Here is a 20,220-nt window from a genome sequence, read left to right as displayed (position 1 = left end):
GCTGGCGCACTCTGGTCCGCACTACCCTTCACCGGCGCCGCAGGCGTCGCCCATGCCGCTACTTCAGGGGGTTCCATGTCCGCCGACCTGATCCTGTTCAATGGCCGCCTGCACACGGTCGACCGCGAAAAGCCCACCGCCAGCGCCGTGGCCATCAAGGACGGGCGCTTTCTCGCCGTCGGCAGCGATGCCGAGGCCATGGCCCATCGCGGCGACGCCACCCAGGTCATCGACCTCAAGCAGCGCACGGTGATCCCCGGCCTCAACGACTCGCACCTGCACCTGATCCGCGGCGGCCTCAACTACAACCTGGAACTGCGCTGGGAAGGCGTGCCCTCGGTGGCCGACGCGCTGCGCATGCTCAAGGACCAGGCCGACCGAACCCCCTCTCCGCAGTGGGTACGCGTGGTCGGTGGCTGGAACGAGTTCCAGTTCGCCGAAAAACGCATGCCGACCCTGGAGGAAATCAACCGCGCAGCGCCGGACACCCCGGTGTTCCTCCTCCACCTCTACGACCGCGCGCTGCTCAACCGCGCCGCGCTGAAGGCGGTCGGCTACACCAAGGACACGCCCAACCCGCCGGGTGGCGAAATCCAGCGCGACGGCAGCGGCAACCCCACCGGCATGCTGATCGCCCGGCCCAACGCCACCATCCTCTACGCCACCCTGGCCAAGGGGCCGAAGTTGCCGCTGGAGTACCAGGTCAACTCCACCCGCCAGTTCATGCGCGAGCTCAACCGCCTCGGCCTGACCAGCGCCATCGACGCCGGCGGCGGCTACCAGAACTACCCGGACGACTACCAGGTGATCGAGGAACTGGCCAGGCAGGGCCAGCTCAGCGTGCGCATCGCCTACAACCTGTTCACCCAGAAACCCAAGGAAGAGCTCACCGACTTCCAGAACTGGAGCAAGGTGGTCAAGCCCGGCCAGGGCAATGACTTCCTGCGCCACAACGGCGCCGGCGAGATGCTGGTGTTCTCCGCGGCCGACTTCGAGGACTTCCTCGAACCGCGCCCGGACCTGCCGCAGACCATGGAGCAGGAGCTGGAGCCGGTGGTGCGCCACCTGGTGGAGCAGCGCTGGCCGTTCCGCCTGCACGCCACCTACGACGAATCCATCTCGCGCATGCTGGATGTGTTTGAGAAGGTCAACCGCGACATTCCGTTCAACGGCCTGCCGTGGTTCTTCGACCACGCCGAAACCATCTCGCCGAAGAACATCGAGCGAGTGCGTGCCTTGGGCGGCGGCATCGCCATCCAGGACCGCATGGCCTTCCAGGGCGAGTACTTCGTCGACCGCTACGGCGCCAAGGCGGCCGAGCAGACTCCGCCGATCCAGCGCATGTTGGCCGAAGGCGTGCCGGTGGGCGCCGGCACCGACGCCACCCGCGTCTCCAGCTACAACCCCTGGACCTCGCTGTACTGGCTGGTCAGCGGCCGCACCGTCGGCGGCCTGGAGCTTTATCCCCAGGGCCTGTCGCGCGACACCGCGCTGCAACTCTTCACCCACGGCAGCGCCTGGTTCTCCAGCGAGCAGGGCAAGAAGGGGCAGATCAAGGTGGGCCAACTGGCCGACCTCGCCGCCTTGTCGGCGGACTTCTTCAGCGTCGAGGACGAGGCCATCAAGTGGATCGAGTCGGTGCTGACCGTGGTCGACGGCAAGGTGGTCTACGCCGCCGGCGAGTTCGACAAGCTCGGTCCGCCGCAGCTGCCGGTGCTGCCGGAGTGGTCGCCGGTGGCCAAGGTCCCCGGCCACTGGAAGCCCGCCGCGCCGCTCGCCGCCCAGGTGCACCAGTGCGTCGGCGCCTGCACGGTGCACGCCCACAGCCACGAGCGGGCACGGCAGTCGAGCGTGCCGGTGAGCGACTTCCAGGGCTTCTGGGGGGCACTGGGCTGCTCCTGCTTTGCCTTCTGATGGTTCCTTGAGGGGGCGATTTCAATCGCCAAGGGCAGCAACGCTGCCCCCGGCAGACCCGAAGGGCAGACCTTCGGCCTGCCTGGCGAATGAATTCGCCCCTACAGAGAAAACAGCCCCACAGGGCAAGCCTGAATTATTTGCGCAGGCTCCAAGCCGGCGCCCTACCCAAGCAAGGAGAACGACCATGGCTACTCCCTACAAGCGTCTCGACAAGGACAACGCCGCCGTCCTGCTGGTGGACCACCAGTCCGGCCTGCTGTCGCTGGTTCGCGACTTCACCCCGGACGAGTTCAAGAACAACGTGCTGGCCCTGGCCGACATCGCCAAGTTCTTCAACCTGCCGACCATCCTCACCACCAGCTTCGAAAGCGGCCCGAACGGCCCACTGGTGCCAGAACTCAAGGCCATGTTCCCAGACGCGCCGTACATCCCGCGCCCCGGCCAGATCAACGCCTGGGACAACGCCGATTTCGTCAAGGCGGTGAAGGCCACCGGCAAGAAGCAACTGATCATCGCGGGCGTGGTGACCGATGTCTGCGTGGCGTTCCCGACCCTGTCGGCCATTGCCGAAGGCTTTGACGTGTTCGTGGTCACCGACGCCTCCGGCACCTTCAACCCGGTGGTACGCGACGCCGCACTGAACCGCATGAGCCAGGCCGGCGCCCAGCTGATGAACTGGTTCGCCGTGGGCTGCGAACTGCACCGCGACTGGCGCAACGACATCGAAGGTTTCGGCGGTCTGCTCGCCGGTCACCTGCCGGCCTACGCCAACCTGATGCAGAGCTACTCGGCGCTGAACGCCAAGTAATCCCAGCGCAAAAAAATGCCCGCATTTGTGCGGGCATTTTTGTTTCGCCGGTGGACATCGGGAGTGATGCCTGGCCAGCCCCAAGGGTGGATGACGCTCTGTTCATCCACCAGCGATGCCGATCCGGGCTCCGATCGTTGGGTCTCGTTCCTCGGCACCAACCTACCGAAGAACATCGTTCTGCACGGCGAATCTCTTACTGCAGGTGCTTCCTCAGCTCGGTACCGGCCTGACGCATGGCCGCCTGCACGGCGGGAACATGGGCCAGCGGGTTGAGCAGGCCATAGTCGTGGATCATGCCGTTGAAGCGCACGGCGGTGACGTCGACGCCAGCAGCATTCAGCTTGCGCGCATAAGCTTCGCCCTCGTCACGCAGCACGTCGAACTCGGCGGTCTGTACCAGGGTCGGCGGCAGGCCCTTGAGTTGCTCGGGCGTGGCGCGCAGCGGTGATGCATGGATCTCGGCGCGCTGCTTGGCGTCAGTGGTGTAGTTATCCCAGAACCACTGCATCATCGGTTTGGTGAGGAAATGCCCCTGGGCGAACTGGTTATAGGAGGCGGTCTCGAAGCTGGCGTCGGTCACCGGCCAGAGCAGGACCTGGGCGCGCAGTTGTGGCGTGCCCTTTTCCTTGGCCATTAGGGCGACCACTGCCGCCATATTGCCGCCGACGCTGTTGCCGGCGACGGCCAGGCGTCTGCCATCCACGCCGAGTTCCTTGCCATGCTCGGCGACCCATCGGGTGGCGGCGTAGGCCTGGTTGATGGCGGTGGGGTAGCGGGCTTCAGGGGACGGCGTGTAGCCGACATAGACTGCAACAGCGCCGGAGTTGACCACCAGATCGTGGATCAGCCGCGCATGGGTCGGGTAGTCGCCCAGCACCCAGCCGCCACCATGGAAGAACATGAATACGGGCAGCTCACCCTTGGTGCCTTCGGGGCGAACGATGGTCAGCTTGAGCGGCTGACCGTCGGCCTGGATGGTCTTTTCCTCGACGCGAGTGCCGGCGAGATCGACCTTCACCGATGCCTGGGCGCCCACCAGCACGGCACGAGCATCCTTGGGCGAGAGGGTTTCCAGGGGTTTGCCGTCGCCGGCTTCCAGGGCTTCGAGGAAGGCCTGGGTTTCATGGTCCACGCCGGGGCTGCCGGCGGCGAAGGCGGTCGCGGACGAAAGGCCGATGGCCACGGCGAGCAGGTGGTTGCGCAGGTTCAAGATTCATTTCCCTGTGTGTTTGCCAAAAATCGAGTGCGGCAACCGTGCCGCGCCCAGCTGGCTGGACTATCGCGCTGGCCGGTGCGGAGTTATTGCATGGGTGTGCTTACTTTCGGTCCGGTACCGGCCAGGGTGGAAATCCGGCGGAGCAATTCCGTCGTCACGGGCGGTGCGAAGGGAAGTCGCCGCGCAAGAACGATCAAGTGCCATCCTCTCCAGCGCGGCACACTCGCTGGCGTCTCGTAAGGAGTGAACATGGAAGACCCTATCGGCAAAGCCCTCTGGATGATCGAAACCGATGTCGACGGCCACTTCGATCTCCAGGCCATCGCCGACGCCTGTGGCGTATCCCGTTTCTGCCTGGCCCGTGCGTTCGTCGTTGCCACCGGCTGGCCGGTGATGCGCTACGCGCGGGTAAGGCGGCTAAGCCGGGCAGCGCGCAGGCTGGCTGACGGGGAAACGGACATCCTCGGCCTGGCCCTGGAGTCCGGCTATGGCTCCCACGAGGCTTTCACTCGCGCGTTTCGCGAGCATTTCGGCCTGACGCCGGAATCCGTTCGAGCACGCGGCCATCTGGACGGCATCCAATTAAGAGAGGCCATGCGCATGCGCCCCACCAGCACCTATCCACTTACCGAACCGCGTTTCGAACAGGGCGAAGAACTGCTGATCGCCGGACTCGGTGAGCGCTTCACCGCCGACAAGTCCCTAGGCATCACCGCCCTCTGGCAGCGCTTCGTGCCCTACATCGGCCGGGTATCCGGGCAGCAGGGTTACGAGACGTATGGTCTGTGCCACAGCCCGGATGAGGAGGGTGGTTTCGAGTACATGGCTGGCGTTCGGGTCAACCGCACAGACGATCTGCCGGCCGGTTTCACCCACCAGCGGCTGCCAGCGCGGCGTTATGCGGTGTTCCGCCATCAGGGGCACATCTCCAGCATCCACGAGACCTTTGCAGCGATCTTCCAGCGCTGGTTGCCGCAGTCCGGATTGCAGGCCGCCGATGCGCCGGAGTTCGAGTATTACAGTGCCGATTTCGATCCCATGGCTGGAACGGGTTGGGTGGAAATCTGGGTGCCGATAAAGGACTGAAAAGGGGGAGACTCGCGGCTTCCCGTCAGCCTAAACTGAGCGGCATTTTCGTCAGGCCCCTTGCACATCCATGCCGAGTACGCAGGTATCAAGTCGTTGCCGAGCGTTGTGGTTCGTCGCGCTGCTGCTGGCCAGCGTGTGGCCGCTGTTCGGCCATGCCGGCCAACCGGCCGAGTACCGCATCGGGGTGGAACAGGTGGATTACTACCCCATCTACTCCGCGGTGCCGCCAGACAACGAATACCGCGGCTATGCCCGTGACCTGCTGGACCTCTTCGCCACCCGGGAAAACCTGCGCTTCATCTATGTGGCGCTGCCGGTGCGGCGTCTGTCCCATTCCTTCTGGAGTGGACGACTCGATCTGGTCTTCCCCGACAACCCGCGCTGGGCAGAGCTGCAGAAGCCCGCCGGAATCACCTACTCGCAGCCGGTGCTGCAATTCCAGGACGCCATGCTGGTGTTGCCGGAGCGCAAGGGCCAGCCGCGCAAGAACTTCCGCCGGCTCGGCTTCGTCCGTGGTTTCACGCCGTGGAAGTTTCAGGACGACATCGCTGCCGGACGGGTGGTCATCGAGGAGGCGCCCAACCCCGAGGGACTTATCCACATGGTCATGGCCGGCTACATAGACGCTGCCAACATGGCGCAGCAAGTGGCTAACTTCCACCTCAAGCACCTGGGGCGGGAAGGCGGCCTGGTGATCGAGTCGTCATTGCTGCCACTCAGCGACAGCTACTACCACCTCTCCAGCATCCAGCACCCTGAGCTCATCCACCGTTTCGATGCCTTTCTCCAGCGTGAGCAAGCGGCGATTCAGACGCTGAAGGCGAAGTACGGTTTCTAACGCCGGGGCAGGCGGTCAGGCCAGTTCGAAGGCATCCATCAATTCCGCGAGAAAGGTGCTCACCAGTTCGCTCTGGCGGATGGAATGCCGGACTGCCGCGTGGAACTGCACTTCATAGCGAAACTGGTTCGGGTTGAGGGCGCGGAGCTGGTCCAGTTCAACGTGGCGTGCCGCGTAGTGCTCGGGCAGAAAGCCCAGGTGCTGGCCAGAAAGGATCAGCAGGGCAGCGCCATCCATGCTGTCGGTGAGAGCGGTCATGCGGTCGATCGAGGTAGGGGCTGGCATTTCCGGCAGCGGGTGACTGGGCCAGACCCACTCGTGTTCGGCCACGTCGGCGACTTGTAGCGTGCCAGCCTGGAGATAGAGCGGGTGCGAGGCACTGCAATAGGCAGCCTGGGTTTCGCTGAACAGGGACAGATAGTCGAGGTTGTCGAGACGCCGCCAGAAATAGCCGATGGCCAGGTCCAGATGGCCATTGATGAGCTTCTCTTCGAGGAAGGCGGACGACAGCTCGGTGAACTGGAAGTACAGGCCCTGGTTGCGTGCGCGCAGGCGAGCGATGGCCAGGGCGATCTTCTTGTTGGCCGTCGGGTCGATCTGTCCGAGCAGGCCGATGTTCAGCGTGCCGGAGAGGGTGCGGTTGATGTGCTGCACTTCAAGGCGAAAGCCCTCGGCAGCTGCCAGCAGGCGCCGCGCCGCTTCGACGAACTGGCTGCCCTTGGACGTCAGCGCGAATCCCGCCCGGCCACGTTGGCAGAGGCGGAAGCCCACGCGAGTCTCAAGTGACGCCAGTTGCGCACTGATAGTGGGTTGCGAAGTGTTCAGCGCAGTCTGCGCAGCGGAAATGCCTCCTGCCTCGACAACCGCCAGGAACACGCGGATCAGACGGATATCCAGTTCGGATACGTTGCCCAGCATGGGGCCTCCGGGAATGCCTTACATAGAAGGCGATCTATGTGAACAGTTGGCCCGCGCTATTTTACGAGTTCGGCAGGGCACCTAGATTGCTGCTTCAGCGACGGCTCGATCCCAATCAGGATGCCGGGAATAGCCGGGTCGCCAGGCGTCATCATAGGTCGCCGCAGAGGGCGTTCGCCACAGGGCTTGGGCAGCGCCATCTCACCCAACATAGATGAACCCGATGTATGGCTGGCGCCTTGCGTGGCCCGCTGACCGCATCATCACAAGAACAACAGTTCGCTCAACCAGGAGCGAAGGAGCATCCCATGTCAGGGTCCACCCAGCCCGTTCACGCGGCTGACGCCAGCGCCGGATTGGCCATCGAAGGCCACTCGATCGACTACATCCCCGAGTCCGAGCGCCACGCCCGGCTCAGCAGCCAGGGGCCGTTCTGGTTCCTCGGCAACTTCCACTTCTTCACCATCTCCATCGGTTTCGTCGGGCCGAGCCTGGGGCTGTCTGCCCTGTGGACGACCCTGGCCGGTGCGCTGGGCATCATGTTCGGCACCTTGTTCATGGCCTTCCACGGCTCCCAGGGGCCGGAGATGGGCCTGCCGCAGATGATCCAGTCCCGTGCGCAGTTCGGTTATCGCGGGGTGGTGCTGGCTTTGATGGCGACCCTGTTCGTGTTCGTCGGCTTCAACGTGGTGAACGTCTCGCTGATCATCGACGGCCTGAAAAATGTCTTCGGACTTGAGCCGCTTCCCGTGGCCTGCGCGGTGATCGCCGTCGGCGCGCTGCTGTCGATCTATGGCCACGACCTGATGCACAAGGCCTTCAAATGGGCATTGATGCTGACCCTGCCGCTCTACGCGCTGGTGACCGTCGCGCTCATGTTCGGCGCCGGGCAGTCGGAGGCAGTCGAGCCGGCCAGCCTGGGCTTCACCTGGGTTGCGTTCGTCACCCAGTTCGCCATCGCGGCCAGCTACAACATCTCCTACGCGCCCTATGTATCTGACTACTCGCGTTACCTGCCGAAGAACACCAGCCGACCCAAATTGATTGCGGCGGTGTTCCTCGGCGCTTCGCTCTCCGGTGCCTGGATGATCGGCCTCGGCGCCTGGCTTGCGCAGTTGCTGCAAGTGTCCGACGCACTGGTGGCGCTGGATCGCGTCGGCACGGCCGTGCTGCCGGGGCTGGGCCATGTTCTGGTACTGGTTTCGGTGGTCGGCTTCCTGCCGGTGATCGCGCTCAACACCTACAGCGCCATGCTTACCCTGCTGACTGGCATCGACTCGGTTCGCCGCATCAACCCGACACCGCGTGCGCGGGTGCTGTCGATCCTCATCATCACCCTGGTGCTGCTCGCCTGTGTGATGTCGATCCGTGGCAATGGCATCTCCATCCTCAATACCTTCCTGGTGCTGATGCTCTACTTCCTCGTGCCGTGGACCGCCGTGAACCTGGTGGACTACTTCTGCGTGCGCAAAGGCCGCTATGCGATCCCCCACTTCTTTACGCCGAATGGCATCTACGGCGCGTGGCAAATGCGCGGCATCGTCGCCTACGTGGTGGGCTTCGTTTGCATGATCCCGTTCTTCTTCATCTTCGATGCAGCGGCAGGCCAGGAGGTCTTCGTCGGCCCCATGGCACGCCTGCTGGACGGCGTGGATATCGCCTGGCTGGTAGGGCTGGTGGTGTCCGGCCTGACCTACTTCATCCTCAGTCGCTCGCTCGACCTGGAAAGCGAACGCCGCATCATCGATGCCATCAGCGAACGCGACATCCTCGAAATGACCCGAGCTGGCGCAAGCCAGGAACCGCGAGCCTGATATCAGGGAGTACTGCCCAGTGAACGCATCCCGAAACCTCAAGGTCGCCTGCTGCCAGTTGGCGCCGAAGATCGGTGACCTCGCCCACAACCGCCGCATTGCCGAGCGGGCCATCCGCGCGGCTGCGCTGCAAGGCGCGCGAGTCGTGGTGCTGCCGGAGCTGGTGCAGAGCGGTTACGTCTTCCACGACCTGGCCGAGGCGCTGGCTTCGGCCGAAGCCGTGGACGGGCCGACGCTGCAACTCTGGCAAGCGCTGGCCCGCGAGCTTGGGATCGTCATCGTTGCCGGCTTCTGCGAGCGACTCGATGATCAGCGCGTTGCCAACAGCGCCGCCCTGGTCGATGCCACGGGAGTGCGCGCCCTGTACCGCAAGGCGCACCTGTGGGATGCCGAAAACGCCATCTTCACCACTGGCAACGAACCGCCGCCAGTGGTGGAAACCGCCTTCGGACGGATCGGCGTGATGATTTGCTACGACCTGGAGTTCCCCGAGTGGGTGCGCCTACCGGCATTGGCTGGCGCCGATTTGCTCTGCGCGCCGGTCAACTGGCCGGACGGCCCGCGCCCGCCCATCGAACGCCCGGCCGAAGTGGTGCGCGTGCAAGCCAACGCTGCGGTCAACCGCCTGTTCATCGCTGCCTGTGATCGGCATGGCAGCGAGCGCGGGGTGAACTGGGTGCAGGGCTCGGTGATCGTCGATCCGGACGGCTACCCGTTGGCTGGGCCGGCGGAAGAGGGCGGGGAACAGATTCTCGTCGCCACCCTGAATCTGGATGAAGCGCGCAACAAGCGCATCAGCCAGCACAACCACCTGCATGAGGATCGTCGGCCGGAGCTGTACGGGGCGGGTGGACTGCTGGAGTGAATGGCGGCTGCGAGGTGCATTGCGTGGTCCAAAGCCTGCACAGAGAAAAGCCCCGCTTGAGGGGCTTTTCCTTTTTGGAATGTCAGTTCGCTGCGTTGTTCGTGGTTTGCTCCAGGGATGCGGCCTGGCGCAGAGGCTGCGTTTCCCTGATGCAGAAGAGGACCATATGGAAGTCGCTGCCCCATTCCGACTCGCATTGGCCGCGAATGGGGCCGCTGTAGCTGGCAACGGCTTCGGCTGACTGGCGTTGCTCTTCTACGCAATAGCTGCGCATGGCATCACCGCTCCATTTCTCCAGGCAATGTGCCTGGATGGCCGATTCGTCGGCCTGGGCGCCAGTCAGGACGCCGGTAGCCATTGCTGCAGCGGCGATCAGACGTTTTCTTTGCGACATAAGTACGCTCTCTTCCTTCGAAATGTCGGCCCTCCGTGGCCTGCGAGTTACACGAAGCAGTGAGATGAATTCGTGGTTGTGAACAACCGGAGCCCTGACCGCCACGCTTGGGTGCACAGTGGTGGTGCAGTCTAGTACAGCTCCGCCTTCTTCCCAGATCACCCCATGGTGGCCCGACGTCCGGTATACGGAAGCGGCGGGGAAGGCGCGCATTTTTCCATGCAGGGACTTCACCCCACCTAACCTGGATCAATGGTTTCCGATGCAGGGCTGGCGACCGGATGGACGGCGGGCCTATCGATATGAACGAGATTTGTGGGAAAGCCAGGAACTCGTTTCGCGTGCCGCAATCTGAGGGGAACGCAAACACCCAAGGAGTCACCATGCGTTTCCGCAACACCGTTGCCACCCTCGCACTGATCGCTGTGCCATTCGCGTCTGCCGTTGCCAAACACGACCACGACGATCACGACGACCTGCTGCGAAATCTCATCTCCACCGGCGCTACCACCGCCTCCAGCTACATCACCAGCGGCGGCGACGATAAGCTCGTAGGACCGGTGAAGGACGACGCCAGCAGCTTCATCGCCAGCGGTGGCGAAATCCGCGGCCCCTATCTCGAAGCCGAACTGCAACGGATTCGCAGCGCGAACCCGAGCCTGAGCGAGCGCAGTGACCTGGATCTGGCGAGCGCCATCCTGGCGGGTGACTCGCAGTAATCAAGCGGCAGCGCTTCGCGCAAGCGAAGTGGAGGGACAGGGAGGTCCTGCCTCATTTCGCCGTACTGTGAATGAGCCATTCGGCGGCGTATTCCCTGGCGCGCAGGACGCCTCGGGAGCGGCCTGGACGGCCCTGTTCGGGGGTGTACTCCAGGGTCTTTAAGCTTCCCGCCGAACGGTCGATATCAGGCCCCTTTCCCCGCTTTCCGTGAGCTATACCCCTTCCACGCGCTCTGTTCAGAACGCGCGTACGATCTGGGGAGAGCAATGAGAGCCAAGCTGGAACATCGATTGCAAAAGCGGCTGGAAGCGTTGCTACCCGGCCATGTCATCAATTGCCAGATCGGCGCCGATGGCATTTTGGCGCTGACGGTGCATTGGCCTGCCTCCGGCGAGAGCATGGCCATCACCGGTATCACCATGCAGTCCCTGCTGGGGCGTGAAGCCCTGGAAAATACCGTCGATCAGATTCTGATCGAGATCAGTGCCGCTCGTGGTGAGTTGCCCCTCCTTCTCACCCAGCGGAAGGCGGAATAGAAGAGCAAGGGGCGATTAGGGGACAGATCTGTTATCTGCCCCCCTGCCTCTCTGTTATCCGACCACCACTGGTTCTCGCTCCAGCAAACGCGAGCATTCATTCAGCGGCAGCCACGCCTTGCCCTGCCAATGCAATACCTCCAACTCCCGCCCCAGCCAATGCAGCACCCTGCGACAGGGTCGCTGGCCGTCGAAGCGTTCCTCGCTGCGCAGGCGAGGGATCACCTGCCGAGTTATCCACTGGCGTATGCAGCGGTTCTCCGGGTGATAGAAGTGGATCAGCGTGGCATACAGGCCGGAGTCGCTAACCAGCAATTCCTCCTGGAACTCGCCATGGCTGTTGCGCATCCAGGCCCTTTGCACCTGATCTTCATCGAGGTTGCGTTGTATCCGTTCGGCAAGCTGGGGATGTGCCATCAGCCGGGCGAGATCGTTGACGGCAAACCAGGGCTCGTCGTCCAGCAGCAGTGCACGGAGCTGGCGTTTGTGGCGAATGAAGGAGAGGGGGAGCAGGACTTCGACGTCAGTCTGCTGCGCGGGGAGAAAGGGGAAATCGGGCATATCCATTACCTCTGGTCGCTTCTTAGGGCGTGATTGGTGTCGGGAGCTAAGAAACCCACCAGAGACGGGCCGGACGTATTTCCCTTGCGGGTGTTGTATTAGTCCACTCCCGACAGAGCAGAGGATTTTTGCGGGCGCGATTATGCCGCGAGCACAAAAAAGCCGCATTGCTGTCGGGTGCGGAGGACCGCTCTGGTTAAAGCGTTTCTTAGGCGCCGGTGAAAGAGGGTATGGATGGTGCCGGAAAGCGGCAATGTCGAAGGCGTGTGCGAAAGGGCTGATTGGGGAAGCGGATTCTGGGCGGCTCAGAGGCCCAGAAACGAAAAGACCATTAAGTGGACCTTGATCTGAGGAGGTCTGGAGCGGGCGAAGGGCATCGAACTCTTATGACCTGGCCCCGGAAGACGCTCGACTACGCCACTGGCCGTCGGTAGTGAATAGCAGCTATCGGTTGAATCCACAGTTGATTGTGGACACCAGTACGTCACCGGAGCGCTCCTGGCATCCAATGAGGCGTCAGGTCATGAGGCTCGGAAGTGCCCAGCAGGTCGAATACCACTTTGAATCGCGTCGATTCGTGCGTCGATCAGCGGAGTGAGCAAGGCATAGAGGTCGGTAGGCTGGAGTGCGGTTCGCTGTACACCCATTAGCTCAGTGGACAGACGCCCCAGGGCCGCGCGGAGGGGCACGTCTGCATTCTTCAGCAGGCGATCATGCAGGTACTGCAGCTGAATGCGAAGCTCCAGCGGGCAGTGTTCCTGGGCAGCCGCGCGAATCGAAAGACCTCGCAGTCGGCCGAGCTCTTCGACTTGCCAGCATCGCTCGGCGACCTCCGGTGTCAGTGCCAGCAGGTGGCAACGTTGCAAGTCCAGGTGCTGGATGTGGGCAAGCAGTTGCTCCAGCAAACGGCAATGCCCATCGAAGTCCTCCGGCGTGCGCAGCAGGCCTTGCCAGGTTCGATAGTGCCCCGACGCTGTCCAGGCCAGCCAGGACTGTTCCAGTTCGGCTGCAAGCTTCTGGCGGTGGTGCAGGGCCTCGCCACTGCTCTGAGCGCCCAGCGCACGATGGCGCTGGACGCCCTGCATGAGCACCAGGCCCAACTGCAACATGGTGCGCAGTTCTTCTTGCTGGCGGTACTGCCGGCGTCGATTGGCCCACAGCAGGGCCATGCACGACGCGGCGAGGGCCGTCAGTACGGCCAGTGCGGGCAGGCTCTGCATGATCATAGCGTCGCGTCGCTTGTGAGTCGGGTGAGGTAGCGGGTCAGGTCATGCAGGTCGTGGGTCTGTCGGCTTTGCACCTGAAGGCTGGTGCTGATCTGTTGCAGCTGTTCACCGAGGTCCTGGTTCGCCTGGTGATGCTCGACCAGGGCCTGTTGCATGTTGTCGAAACGCTGCAGGTTTTCCTGACTTTTGCGGGCCAGCCGATCAAGGCTCTCGGCGAGGCTGTTGCTCTGGCCGCTACCCCGCTCCAGCAGCTCGCGGTGATGCTCGACCTCATGGCTCACCTGCTTCACAGCTTCGGCAATGGCCGAGGCTGCAGCGATTATCTCGCGCGTGGTCCTGTCGGTAGCGGTAGCCATCTGCCGGACTTCGTCGGCCACCACCGCGAAACCGCGACCTTGTTCACCGGCGCGGGCCGCCTCGATCGAGGCGTTCAAAGCCAGTAGTTGGGTTCGCTTGGCCAGGTCCTGAATGCCATGCACCGACTGCTCGACGAGCGCGGTGCTGTGCAGCAATTGCGTCACAGCTCGGGCGGTGTCGCCGAGGCTGCTGCGTATGTCCGCCATCCCTGCCCCCAGTTGCCGAGCCGCCTGGCATCCTTCCTCGCCCTGGGCATGGGCGGCCGCGAAATCCGTCCGGGCGCTACTGGCCATTTCGTCCACGCTGACCAGGCTGCGCTCAATCTGTTCGCTGGCGGCTGCGATCATGTTCACCCGCTGGCTTTGCTCACCGCCCTGGACATTGGCTTTCTGCGCCAACTGTTCCAGCGCCTGGCTGGCGAAGCGCACCTCGCTGTTGAGGCGATCATTGCCGCGCAGTCGTTCACTGCACTCGACCAGCAGGTTGGCCTGGTCGTTGGCGGATTGAGTGCTGAGCAGGCGCGCCAGTTCGTCGAACCAGAAGGCTTCGCTGCAGCGCTGGCGCAACTGATGTAGATGCAGGGAGATCGCCAGGTAGAGCGTCACGAGGATAAATCCAAGCGCCATGACCGGCTGACCTGCATATGTGCAGGCCGCTGCTCCCAGTGCCGTCCCGATGGGCAGCCATGCACCGGATTGGACACTGGCGACCAGGGCGATACCTGGCTCGAATGGCAGGGAGGTCGTCCGTCGTCGAGGCGTTCGCCGGAGGTCCTGAGCGAGTCTGGTCGCTCCGTCGATTCCAGTTACACCGGAGTCAGCGAGATTGCTCATGCAGGGATTCCCACGTGGAGTGAAGACTGTGCGTTGTCCATGATCGTGCCGCGTCCTCGTGAACGGTTCGGCGGGATCGGTGTGGGGCAAGACGCCCGCACACCGATGTACCCACCAATTTGCGGTTAGTAGGTGTATTGCACCTGCACCCAGAGCTTGTCGGTATCGACCGTGCGGGCTCGATCATCCGAGTCGTAGCTGGCGTACTTGAGCAGTCCGACCAGACCTTTCACGCCTGGTATCGGATGGGCGTAGGACAGGTCGATCTCGCTGCCGTAGCTGTCGCTGCCCTGCTCGGTGTCGAAGTCGTGGTACCAGGCTTGCAGGCTGCCGCCGGCCAATGGCGCGGTGAACCCCAGGTAGGCGTCCTCGATGCCGTCGGCCGGCGTGGTGAGGAACTGGTCGGCCCAGCCCTGAAAGATGTGCTTGGTCGCCAGCGGCGTCTGGAACGCGCGGTTGCCGGGGCCGCTGTCGCCACCCAGCACCTCGTACCCGCCCTTGAACTGCACGCCCTTGAAGACATACCCCAATTCCGCCAGGTAGTACTCACTGTCCAGGTCCAGCGGGTTATCGGCGTAGTCCTGCTGGCGTGCGTACTCCAGCGCATAGTTGAAACCGGCCAGCGCACCGTTCAGGCGCAGGCCGCTGGTCCGGCTGGACAAGCTGCCCAGCGGGGAGGTCGCGGTGGTCGCAATGTTGTCCAGGCCGAGCAGGTAGCTGTAGGCGGTCACTGCGAGTTCCGGCCGCACCAGGTACTGGGCATTGAACAGGTGACTGTGGCCTTCGATGTTGGCGGGGTTGGTACGGTTATCGAAGCGGCCGTTTTCCGGGCCGAAAATGGTGTTGATGTTGTCCAGGTAGCTGTAGGTCAGGGTCAGGCCATCAAGGGGCTTGAGCTGGGCCAGTGCAGCGTCGTAGGTCTGCTCGTTCTGCCGCCAGGCCGAGCCGCCGACAAAGCGTTGGTTGTCCAGGTTGATGCGTTGGCGGCCCAGCACGGCGCTGCCGAAGGCCTGGTCATAGCGCAGCAGGGCCTGGTTGACTTCGGTGCCGTCGGGGTCGACCACCATGGCGTAGTTGGTCTGGCCATTGCGGGTGCTGTTGTAGGCGGCATCGCCGAGGCGGCTGACGTTGTCCACTTCCACCAGGCCCGAGAGGCCGTACCACTTGCCGGTCTGGAAGCCGACGCGGGTGCGCAGGGTCTGGGCATTGGCGTCGCGCAAGTTGTTGTTCTGGTCGACGTTCTCAAAGCGGTAGCGGGCATCGAGGATGGCTTTGCCCCCAGTGAACAGGTTGCTAACGTCCTCTGTGGCCAGGGCGGCGTGACTGGTGCCGGCAACGGCCAGCGACAGCAGAGCGGGTTTCAGCATGTGCATAGCGGACTTCCTAGGTCTGAAAAGCGCAAAAAAAACGTCACGGTGTCCGCGCTCCGGGTGGAGAGGGGATTCCGCGACGTCGTTGTCGGTTGAGTGGCAGACACGCCGTTGTGCTGACCGGGGAAGGTCTTAGCAGGCACTGTGCCAGTTTGTTCAACTACTTGATTTACATGATGTTTGTTTAGCGACAAGAACATTTGGCGATTACGTCATGCACCTGCGCGGGCAAGGTTGCATTGGCGGGGTGCGAAGCCGGGTACGGGGGCCCCTGCATGGGGCATGCGGGCAAGTCAAAACGCGAAAGCCCGGCACGGGGCCGGGCTTTCGCGAAGGGCAGGGCGGATACCTAGGCGGCGGGGCGCTGCTGACGTTGGTAGAGGAACTCCAGCACTGCGGTGCGGTACTCGTGGTAGCGGGCATCGTTGGCCAGGGCCAGGCGGTCGCGTGGGCGCGCCAGCTCGACCTGGACGATATCGCCGACGGTGGCCGCCGGGCCGTTGGTCATCATCATGATGCGGTCGGAGAGCAATACGGCCTCGTCCACGTCATGGGTGACCATCACCACGGTACTGTGGGTCTCGCCGACGATGCGCAGCAACTCGTCCTGCAGGTGCGCGCGGGTGAGGGCGTCCAGGGCGCCGAAGGGCTCGTCCATCAGCAACACCTTGGGTTCCATCGCCAGCGCACGGGCGATGCCCACGCGCTGCTTCATGCCGCCGGAGATTTCATTGGGGTGCTTGTGCGCCGCATGATCCAGGCCGACCATCTGCAACGCCGCGGCGGTACGTTCCTTGAGGCGGGCCTTGCTTTCACGGGCGCCGAAGACCCGCTCTACGGCGAGATGGACGTTGCCGAAGCAGGTCATCCAGGGCAGCAGGCTGTGGTTCTGGAACACCACGGCGCGCTCAGGGCCAGGGCCGTCGATTTCCCGGCCATTGCAGATCAGCCCGCCGTCGCTGGCATCCAGCAGGCCAGCGATCAGGTTGAGGACGGTGGACTTGCCGCAGCCGGAGTGGCCGATCAGCGAGACGAACTCGCCACGGGCGATGCAGAGGTTGACGTCGCTGAGGGCCTGGAAACGACCCTTGCGCGTATCGAAGTGTTTGCTGACGCCGGTCAGCTCGACGAACTTGTCCATCAGGGTTCTCCTGCTCTTGGTAGGAGCGAGCTTGCTCGCGAATGCGGTTCGCGAGCAGAGCTCGCTCCTACAGAAATGGTCAGTTGTTGTAGTCGAAGCGCTTGGCCAGCCACAGCAGGCTCTGTTCCAGGGCCAGGCCCACCAGGCCGACGATGATGATGGCGATGAGGATGTGCTCGACGTTGAGGTTGTTCCATTCGTCCCACACCCAGAAGCCCAGGCCGGTGCCGCCGGTGAGCATTTCCGCCGCCACGATCACCAGCCAGGCGACACCGATGGCCAGACGGATGCCAGTCATCAGGTGAGGCAATACGGCCGGGAACAGGATGCGGGTGAGGACCTTGAACTCGGAGAGCTTCAGCACCCTCGCCACGTTGAGGTAGTCCTGCGGCACGCTGGCCACCCCGGCGGCGGTGTTGAGGATGATCGGCCAGATCGAGCTGATGAAGATCACCCAGATCGACGCGGGGCCAGCGGCCTCGAACACCAGCAGGCCGATGGGCAGCCAGGCCAACGGCGACACCGGGCGCAGCAAGCTGATGATGGGAGAGAGCATCCCGGCCAGGAAGGTGAAGCGGCCGATGGCGAAGCCCAGGGGTATGCCCACCAGCGCCGCCATACCGAAGCCCAGGCCGACGCGGCCCAGCGAGTGCAGGATGTTCCAGCCGATGCCCATGTCGTTGGGGCCGTTGTCGTAGAAGGGATCGGCAAAGAGTTCCAGCGCCGAATGCCAGGTCGACAGTGGCCCCGGCAACCCTTCGCTGCGTGTCGCCACCAGGGCCCAGAGGCCGATGAACAGCAGCAGGCCGAGCAGTGGTGGGACCAGTGCCCGTGCCAGGTTGTTGAAGAACTCCACGGCTGGCTTGGCCAGTCGTGGAGCGGAGCTGGGTGCGGCCTTGGCCGGCAGAGGCAGCGGCGGAGTTACCGGAGCGTTCATCGTTACCTCCCGGGTCAGGCTTTGATGGCAAAGGACTGGGCGTAGGCGGCAGGGTTCGAGCCGTCCCACAGCTTGCCGTCAATCAGGGTGCTGCCGCGCATCTGGCTGGCCGGAACCGGCAGGCCGAGGGCGCTGGCCGCTTCACTGAACAGCTTGGTCTGGTTGACCTGGGCGGCGACGGCTGCGTAGTCCGGGTCCTGCTTGATCAGGCCCCAGCGCTTGAACTGGGTCATGAACCACATGCCGTCGGAGAGCCAAGGGAAGTTCACGTTGCAGTCCTTGCAGAAGGCCATGGCGTGCTTGTCATCCCATTTGTTGCCCAGGCCGTCCTCGTAGTGGCCGAGGAAGCGCTGCTCGATGACGTCCACCGGGGCGTTCACGTAGGCCTTGCCGGCAATGAGTTTGGCGGTGGCCTTCTTGTTCTCGTCGCTGGCCTCGATGAAGCGGCTGGCGTCGAGCAGGGCCATCACCAGTGCCCGTGCGGTGTTGGGGTTCTGCTCGACGAAATCGCGCGAGCAGCCCAGCACCTTCTCCGGATGGTCCGCCCAGATCTGCTGGGTGGTGGTGGCAGTGAAACCGATCTTGTCGAAGATCGCCCGCGCGCCCCAGGGCTCGCCGACGCAGAAGCCGTCCATGTTGCCGACGCGCATGTTGGCGACCATCTGCGGCGGCGGCACGGTGATGGTCTTCACATCGGTCAGCGGGTTGATGCCATGGCTGGCCAGCCAGTAGTAGAGCCACATGGCATGGGTGCCGGTGGGGAAGGTCTGGGCGAAGGTCAGCGGGTTGCCGCCCTTCTTGATATGCGCGGCGAGTTGTTCACCGTTGGTCACGCCAGCTTCTTTCAATTGGCGGGAGAGGGTGATGGCCTGGCCGTTCTGGTTCAGTCCCATGAGCACCGCCATGTTCTTCTGCGGACCGGCAACGCCGAGCTGGGAGCTGTACATCATGCCGTAGAGCACGTGGGAGGCATCGAGTTCGCCGGTGTTCAGCTTGTCGCGCACGCCAGCCCAGGAAGCTTCCTTGCTGGGTGTGATGGACAGGCCGTACTTGGCGGCGAAGCCCTGGGTGGCGGCCACGACCACCGAGGCGCAGTCGGTGAGGGGAATGAAGCCGACCTTCAGGGCGGTCTTTTCCGGTGCATCCGAGCCGGCGGCCCAGGCCGCGCTGCGCAGGAAACCGGGAGCGGAGAGGCCGAGGGCGGTCACGCCACCGACCGTGCCGGCAATGGCGATCGATTGCTTGAGGAAGTTGCGACGACTGTTGTTCACCGGGTCTTTGGAATCACGTTCGCTCATGGTGCTGTCCTGAATGGAGGGCAAAACAAAAACGGCGCACGCCAGAGCTCCCGAGAAGGAAAGGAGCTCTGACGGACGCCGTTGTCCGTGATCCGCGGCCCACCGCCGTTGGCGCGCTACGCAAGATTCTGCAGGTGAGACTGCAAACGCCTTGCCAGCTTGCCCAGCAGCCCGAAGCCATGACTTCGGCAGGCTGCTTTAGGTCGTTATTGTCTTTTAAATCAGCAGCTTGACTCTTTGGGTAAAAGTGCGGACAGGCTGGCGGCACTGAGCCATGTTCGTGCGGTGCAGAGGTGGCCTGAACGGTTTTGGTTCACTTGGAGTAGGAGTGCGGCGAGGGGCGGATGCCAGGAACGTAGTCCTGTGTCTGGGGCAACGACGGACCGCACCACAGTGCGCCTGCGTACGGTGTGTGGCTTGAGGTTGTCGCGGGTGTTTGCCCTGTCCATGTGGAGCGATGAGTTTGCACCCACATGGACTTGGCCGATTTCTACTCGCTGTTCAGACGCCGAGCATCTCGTGCGTGGCGATGATCTGTTCGGCCACCTGGATCAATCGTTGTTGACGCCCCATGGCCTGGCGACGCATCAAGGTGTAGGCGGCATCCTCGTCACAGCTTTTCATCTTCATCAGTAGGCCCTTGGCCAACTCGATGCGTTTGCGTTCGGCCAATTGGGTATCCCGCACCAGCAACTGGGTACGCAGGGCCTGGTCAGCCTCGAAGCGCGCCATGGCCACGTCCAGGATCGGCCGCAGGCGTTCGGCGTGAATGCCCTCGATCACGTAGGCGCTGACACCGGCCCGAATCGCCTGGCGCATCAGCTCGGGATCGTGGTCGTCGGTGAACATGACGATCGGGTGAGGCCGGTCGCGGCTGACCATCACTACCTGTTCCATCATGTCGCGACCCGCGGATTCGGTGTCTATCAGCACGACATCGGGGCGCGCGGCTTCGATCCGCTCAGGCAGGTTGATACTCAGGCCGGTTTCGTCCATGACCTCGAAACCGGCCTCCACCAGGGCATTGCGCAGACGGCCGACTTTCTTCGGGGTGTCATCAATCAGGAGAATGCGGAGCATGCTGTGATCAACTCCAGGCGTCAGAGGGAAGCAGCCGCAATGGCGGAGCTGCGGGCATGGATGGCGAAGCTGCGGGCGTAGCCGGCCGGATCGGTGCCGTCCCAGACATGGCCGTCGAACAGCCTGGAGCTGCGCATGGGGTGCTCGGGGACCACGATGCCCAGTGCTTCGGCCGCTTCGCGGTAGAGCGCAAGCTGGTGGACTCGACGGGCCACGCCGAGGTAATCCGGGTCTTCCCTGAGCAGCCCCCAGCGACGGAACTGGGTCATGAACCACATGCCATCGGACAGCCAGGGCAT

19 protein-coding genes and 1 pseudogene are annotated in these 20,220 nt (G+C 63.5%); 8 read left to right on the top strand and 12 right to left on the bottom strand.

What is annotated here, in order from left to right; translation table 11 throughout:
* Nucleotides 1–75 precede the first annotated feature (75 nt).
* Both E8E75_RS07475 and ycaC read left to right on the top strand, forming a co-directional pair.
* A complete protein-coding gene (locus E8E75_RS07475; protein WP_280358365.1) occupies nucleotides 76–1,914 on the top strand; it encodes an amidohydrolase in 1,839 nt (612 codons plus the stop codon).
* A gap of 187 nt (nucleotides 1,915–2,101) precedes the next feature.
* The gene (gene ycaC / locus E8E75_RS07470; RefSeq protein ID WP_120655136.1) at nucleotides 2,102–2,725 is read left to right on the top strand and encodes an isochorismate family cysteine hydrolase YcaC; all 624 of its coding nucleotides are present in this window, start codon (nucleotides 2,102–2,104) and stop codon (nucleotides 2,723–2,725) included.
* A 196-nt stretch (nucleotides 2,726–2,921) separates the two neighbouring features.
* On the opposite strand, the gene E8E75_RS07465 is transcribed toward ycaC, so the two are convergent.
* Nucleotides 2,922–3,938, bottom strand: coding sequence for an alpha/beta hydrolase (locus E8E75_RS07465; protein WP_153918388.1), 1,017 nt, complete (start codon nucleotides 3,936–3,938; stop codon nucleotides 2,922–2,924).
* Between the two features lie 255 nt (nucleotides 3,939–4,193).
* On the opposite strand from E8E75_RS07465, the gene E8E75_RS07460 reads away from it, so the two are divergent.
* The gene (locus tag E8E75_RS07460; protein ID WP_153918386.1) at nucleotides 4,194–5,030 is read left to right on the top strand and encodes an AraC family transcriptional regulator; all 837 of its coding nucleotides are present in this window, start codon (nucleotides 4,194–4,196) and stop codon (nucleotides 5,028–5,030) included.
* 70 nt (nucleotides 5,031–5,100) lie between these two features.
* The gene (locus E8E75_RS07455) at nucleotides 5,101–5,871 is read left to right on the top strand and encodes an ABC transporter substrate-binding protein (RefSeq protein WP_153918384.1); all 771 of its coding nucleotides are present in this window, start codon (nucleotides 5,101–5,103) and stop codon (nucleotides 5,869–5,871) included.
* 15 nt (nucleotides 5,872–5,886) lie between these two features.
* On the opposite strand, the gene E8E75_RS07450 is transcribed toward E8E75_RS07455, so the two are convergent.
* Nucleotides 5,887–6,789 (bottom strand): LysR family transcriptional regulator, encoded by a 903-nt coding sequence (locus E8E75_RS07450; protein WP_120655139.1) that lies wholly within the window; start codon nucleotides 6,787–6,789, stop codon nucleotides 5,887–5,889.
* Nucleotides 6,790–7,097: 308 nt separating this feature from the next.
* Between E8E75_RS07450 and E8E75_RS07445 the strand changes: the two genes are divergently transcribed.
* The gene (locus E8E75_RS07445) at nucleotides 7,098–8,603 is read left to right on the top strand and encodes a cytosine permease (RefSeq protein WP_120655140.1); all 1,506 of its coding nucleotides are present in this window, start codon (nucleotides 7,098–7,100) and stop codon (nucleotides 8,601–8,603) included.
* Nucleotides 8,604–8,622: 19 nt separating this feature from the next.
* Complete coding sequence (locus tag E8E75_RS07440; RefSeq protein WP_280358419.1) at nucleotides 8,623–9,468, top strand: nitrilase family protein; 846 nt, start codon at nucleotides 8,623–8,625, stop codon at nucleotides 9,466–9,468.
* 82 nt (nucleotides 9,469–9,550) lie between these two features.
* Here the strand turns inward: E8E75_RS07440 and E8E75_RS07435 are convergent, their stop codons facing one another.
* Complete coding sequence (locus tag E8E75_RS07435; RefSeq protein WP_120655142.1) at nucleotides 9,551–9,862, bottom strand: hypothetical protein; 312 nt, start codon at nucleotides 9,860–9,862, stop codon at nucleotides 9,551–9,553.
* A gap of 383 nt (nucleotides 9,863–10,245) precedes the next feature.
* Between E8E75_RS07435 and E8E75_RS07430 the strand changes: the two genes are divergently transcribed.
* Nucleotides 10,246–10,581 (top strand): DUF2388 domain-containing protein, encoded by a 336-nt coding sequence (locus E8E75_RS07430; RefSeq protein ID WP_120655143.1) that lies wholly within the window; start codon nucleotides 10,246–10,248, stop codon nucleotides 10,579–10,581.
* 267 nt (nucleotides 10,582–10,848) lie between these two features.
* Nucleotides 10,849–11,118 carry a hypothetical protein gene (locus tag E8E75_RS07425; protein WP_153918379.1) on the top strand — a complete coding sequence of 90 codons (270 nt, stop codon included), beginning with the start codon at nucleotides 10,849–10,851 and terminating at the stop codon, nucleotides 11,116–11,118.
* A 54-nt stretch (nucleotides 11,119–11,172) separates the two neighbouring features.
* Here E8E75_RS07425 and E8E75_RS07420 read toward each other — a convergent pair whose 3' ends face one another.
* The 9 genes and pseudogenes from E8E75_RS07420 to E8E75_RS07380 form a co-directional block, all read right to left on the bottom strand.
* Nucleotides 11,173–11,679, bottom strand: coding sequence for a BRO family protein (locus E8E75_RS07420; RefSeq protein WP_256660925.1), 507 nt, complete (start codon nucleotides 11,677–11,679; stop codon nucleotides 11,173–11,175).
* 521 nt (nucleotides 11,680–12,200) lie between these two features.
* Nucleotides 12,201–12,899: a hypothetical protein gene (locus E8E75_RS07415; protein WP_256672889.1), complete on the bottom strand. Its 699-nt coding sequence runs from the start codon at nucleotides 12,897–12,899 to the stop codon at nucleotides 12,201–12,203.
* Nucleotides 12,900–12,901: 2 nt separating this feature from the next.
* Nucleotides 12,902–13,888, bottom strand: coding sequence for a methyl-accepting chemotaxis protein (locus E8E75_RS07410; RefSeq protein WP_280358415.1), 987 nt, complete (start codon nucleotides 13,886–13,888; stop codon nucleotides 12,902–12,904).
* 332 nt (nucleotides 13,889–14,220) lie between these two features.
* Nucleotides 14,221–15,468, bottom strand: a complete 1,248-nt coding sequence (locus tag E8E75_RS07405) for an alginate export family protein (protein ID WP_280357916.1) — start codon at nucleotides 15,466–15,468, stop codon at nucleotides 14,221–14,223.
* 346 nt (nucleotides 15,469–15,814) lie between these two features.
* Complete coding sequence (locus E8E75_RS07400; protein ID WP_179057943.1) at nucleotides 15,815–16,606, bottom strand: ABC transporter ATP-binding protein; 792 nt, start codon at nucleotides 16,604–16,606, stop codon at nucleotides 15,815–15,817.
* A gap of 79 nt (nucleotides 16,607–16,685) precedes the next feature.
* Nucleotides 16,686–17,543 (bottom strand): nitrate ABC transporter permease, encoded by an 858-nt coding sequence (ntrB, locus tag E8E75_RS07395; RefSeq protein ID WP_120655149.1) that lies wholly within the window; start codon nucleotides 17,541–17,543, stop codon nucleotides 16,686–16,688.
* Nucleotides 17,544–17,557: 14 nt separating this feature from the next.
* A complete protein-coding gene (locus E8E75_RS07390; protein ID WP_120655150.1) occupies nucleotides 17,558–18,841 on the bottom strand; it encodes a CmpA/NrtA family ABC transporter substrate-binding protein in 1,284 nt (427 codons plus the stop codon).
* 501 nt (nucleotides 18,842–19,342) lie between these two features.
* Entirely contained in the window at nucleotides 19,343–19,921 is a 579-nt protein-coding gene (locus E8E75_RS07385) for an ANTAR domain-containing protein (protein WP_120655151.1), read from the bottom strand.
* Nucleotides 19,922–19,941: 20 nt separating this feature from the next.
* Nucleotides 19,942–20,220 (bottom strand): annotated as a pseudogene (locus tag E8E75_RS07380) (nitrate ABC transporter substrate-binding protein); the annotation flags it as partial.

It is taken from the genome of Pseudomonas sp. BN606, assembly GCF_029873115.1.
Lineage (GTDB): Bacteria > Pseudomonadota > Gammaproteobacteria > Pseudomonadales > Pseudomonadaceae > Metapseudomonas.
Note: the sequence above shows the minus strand (reverse complement) of the source record. Positions and strands in the feature narration are given on the sequence as shown.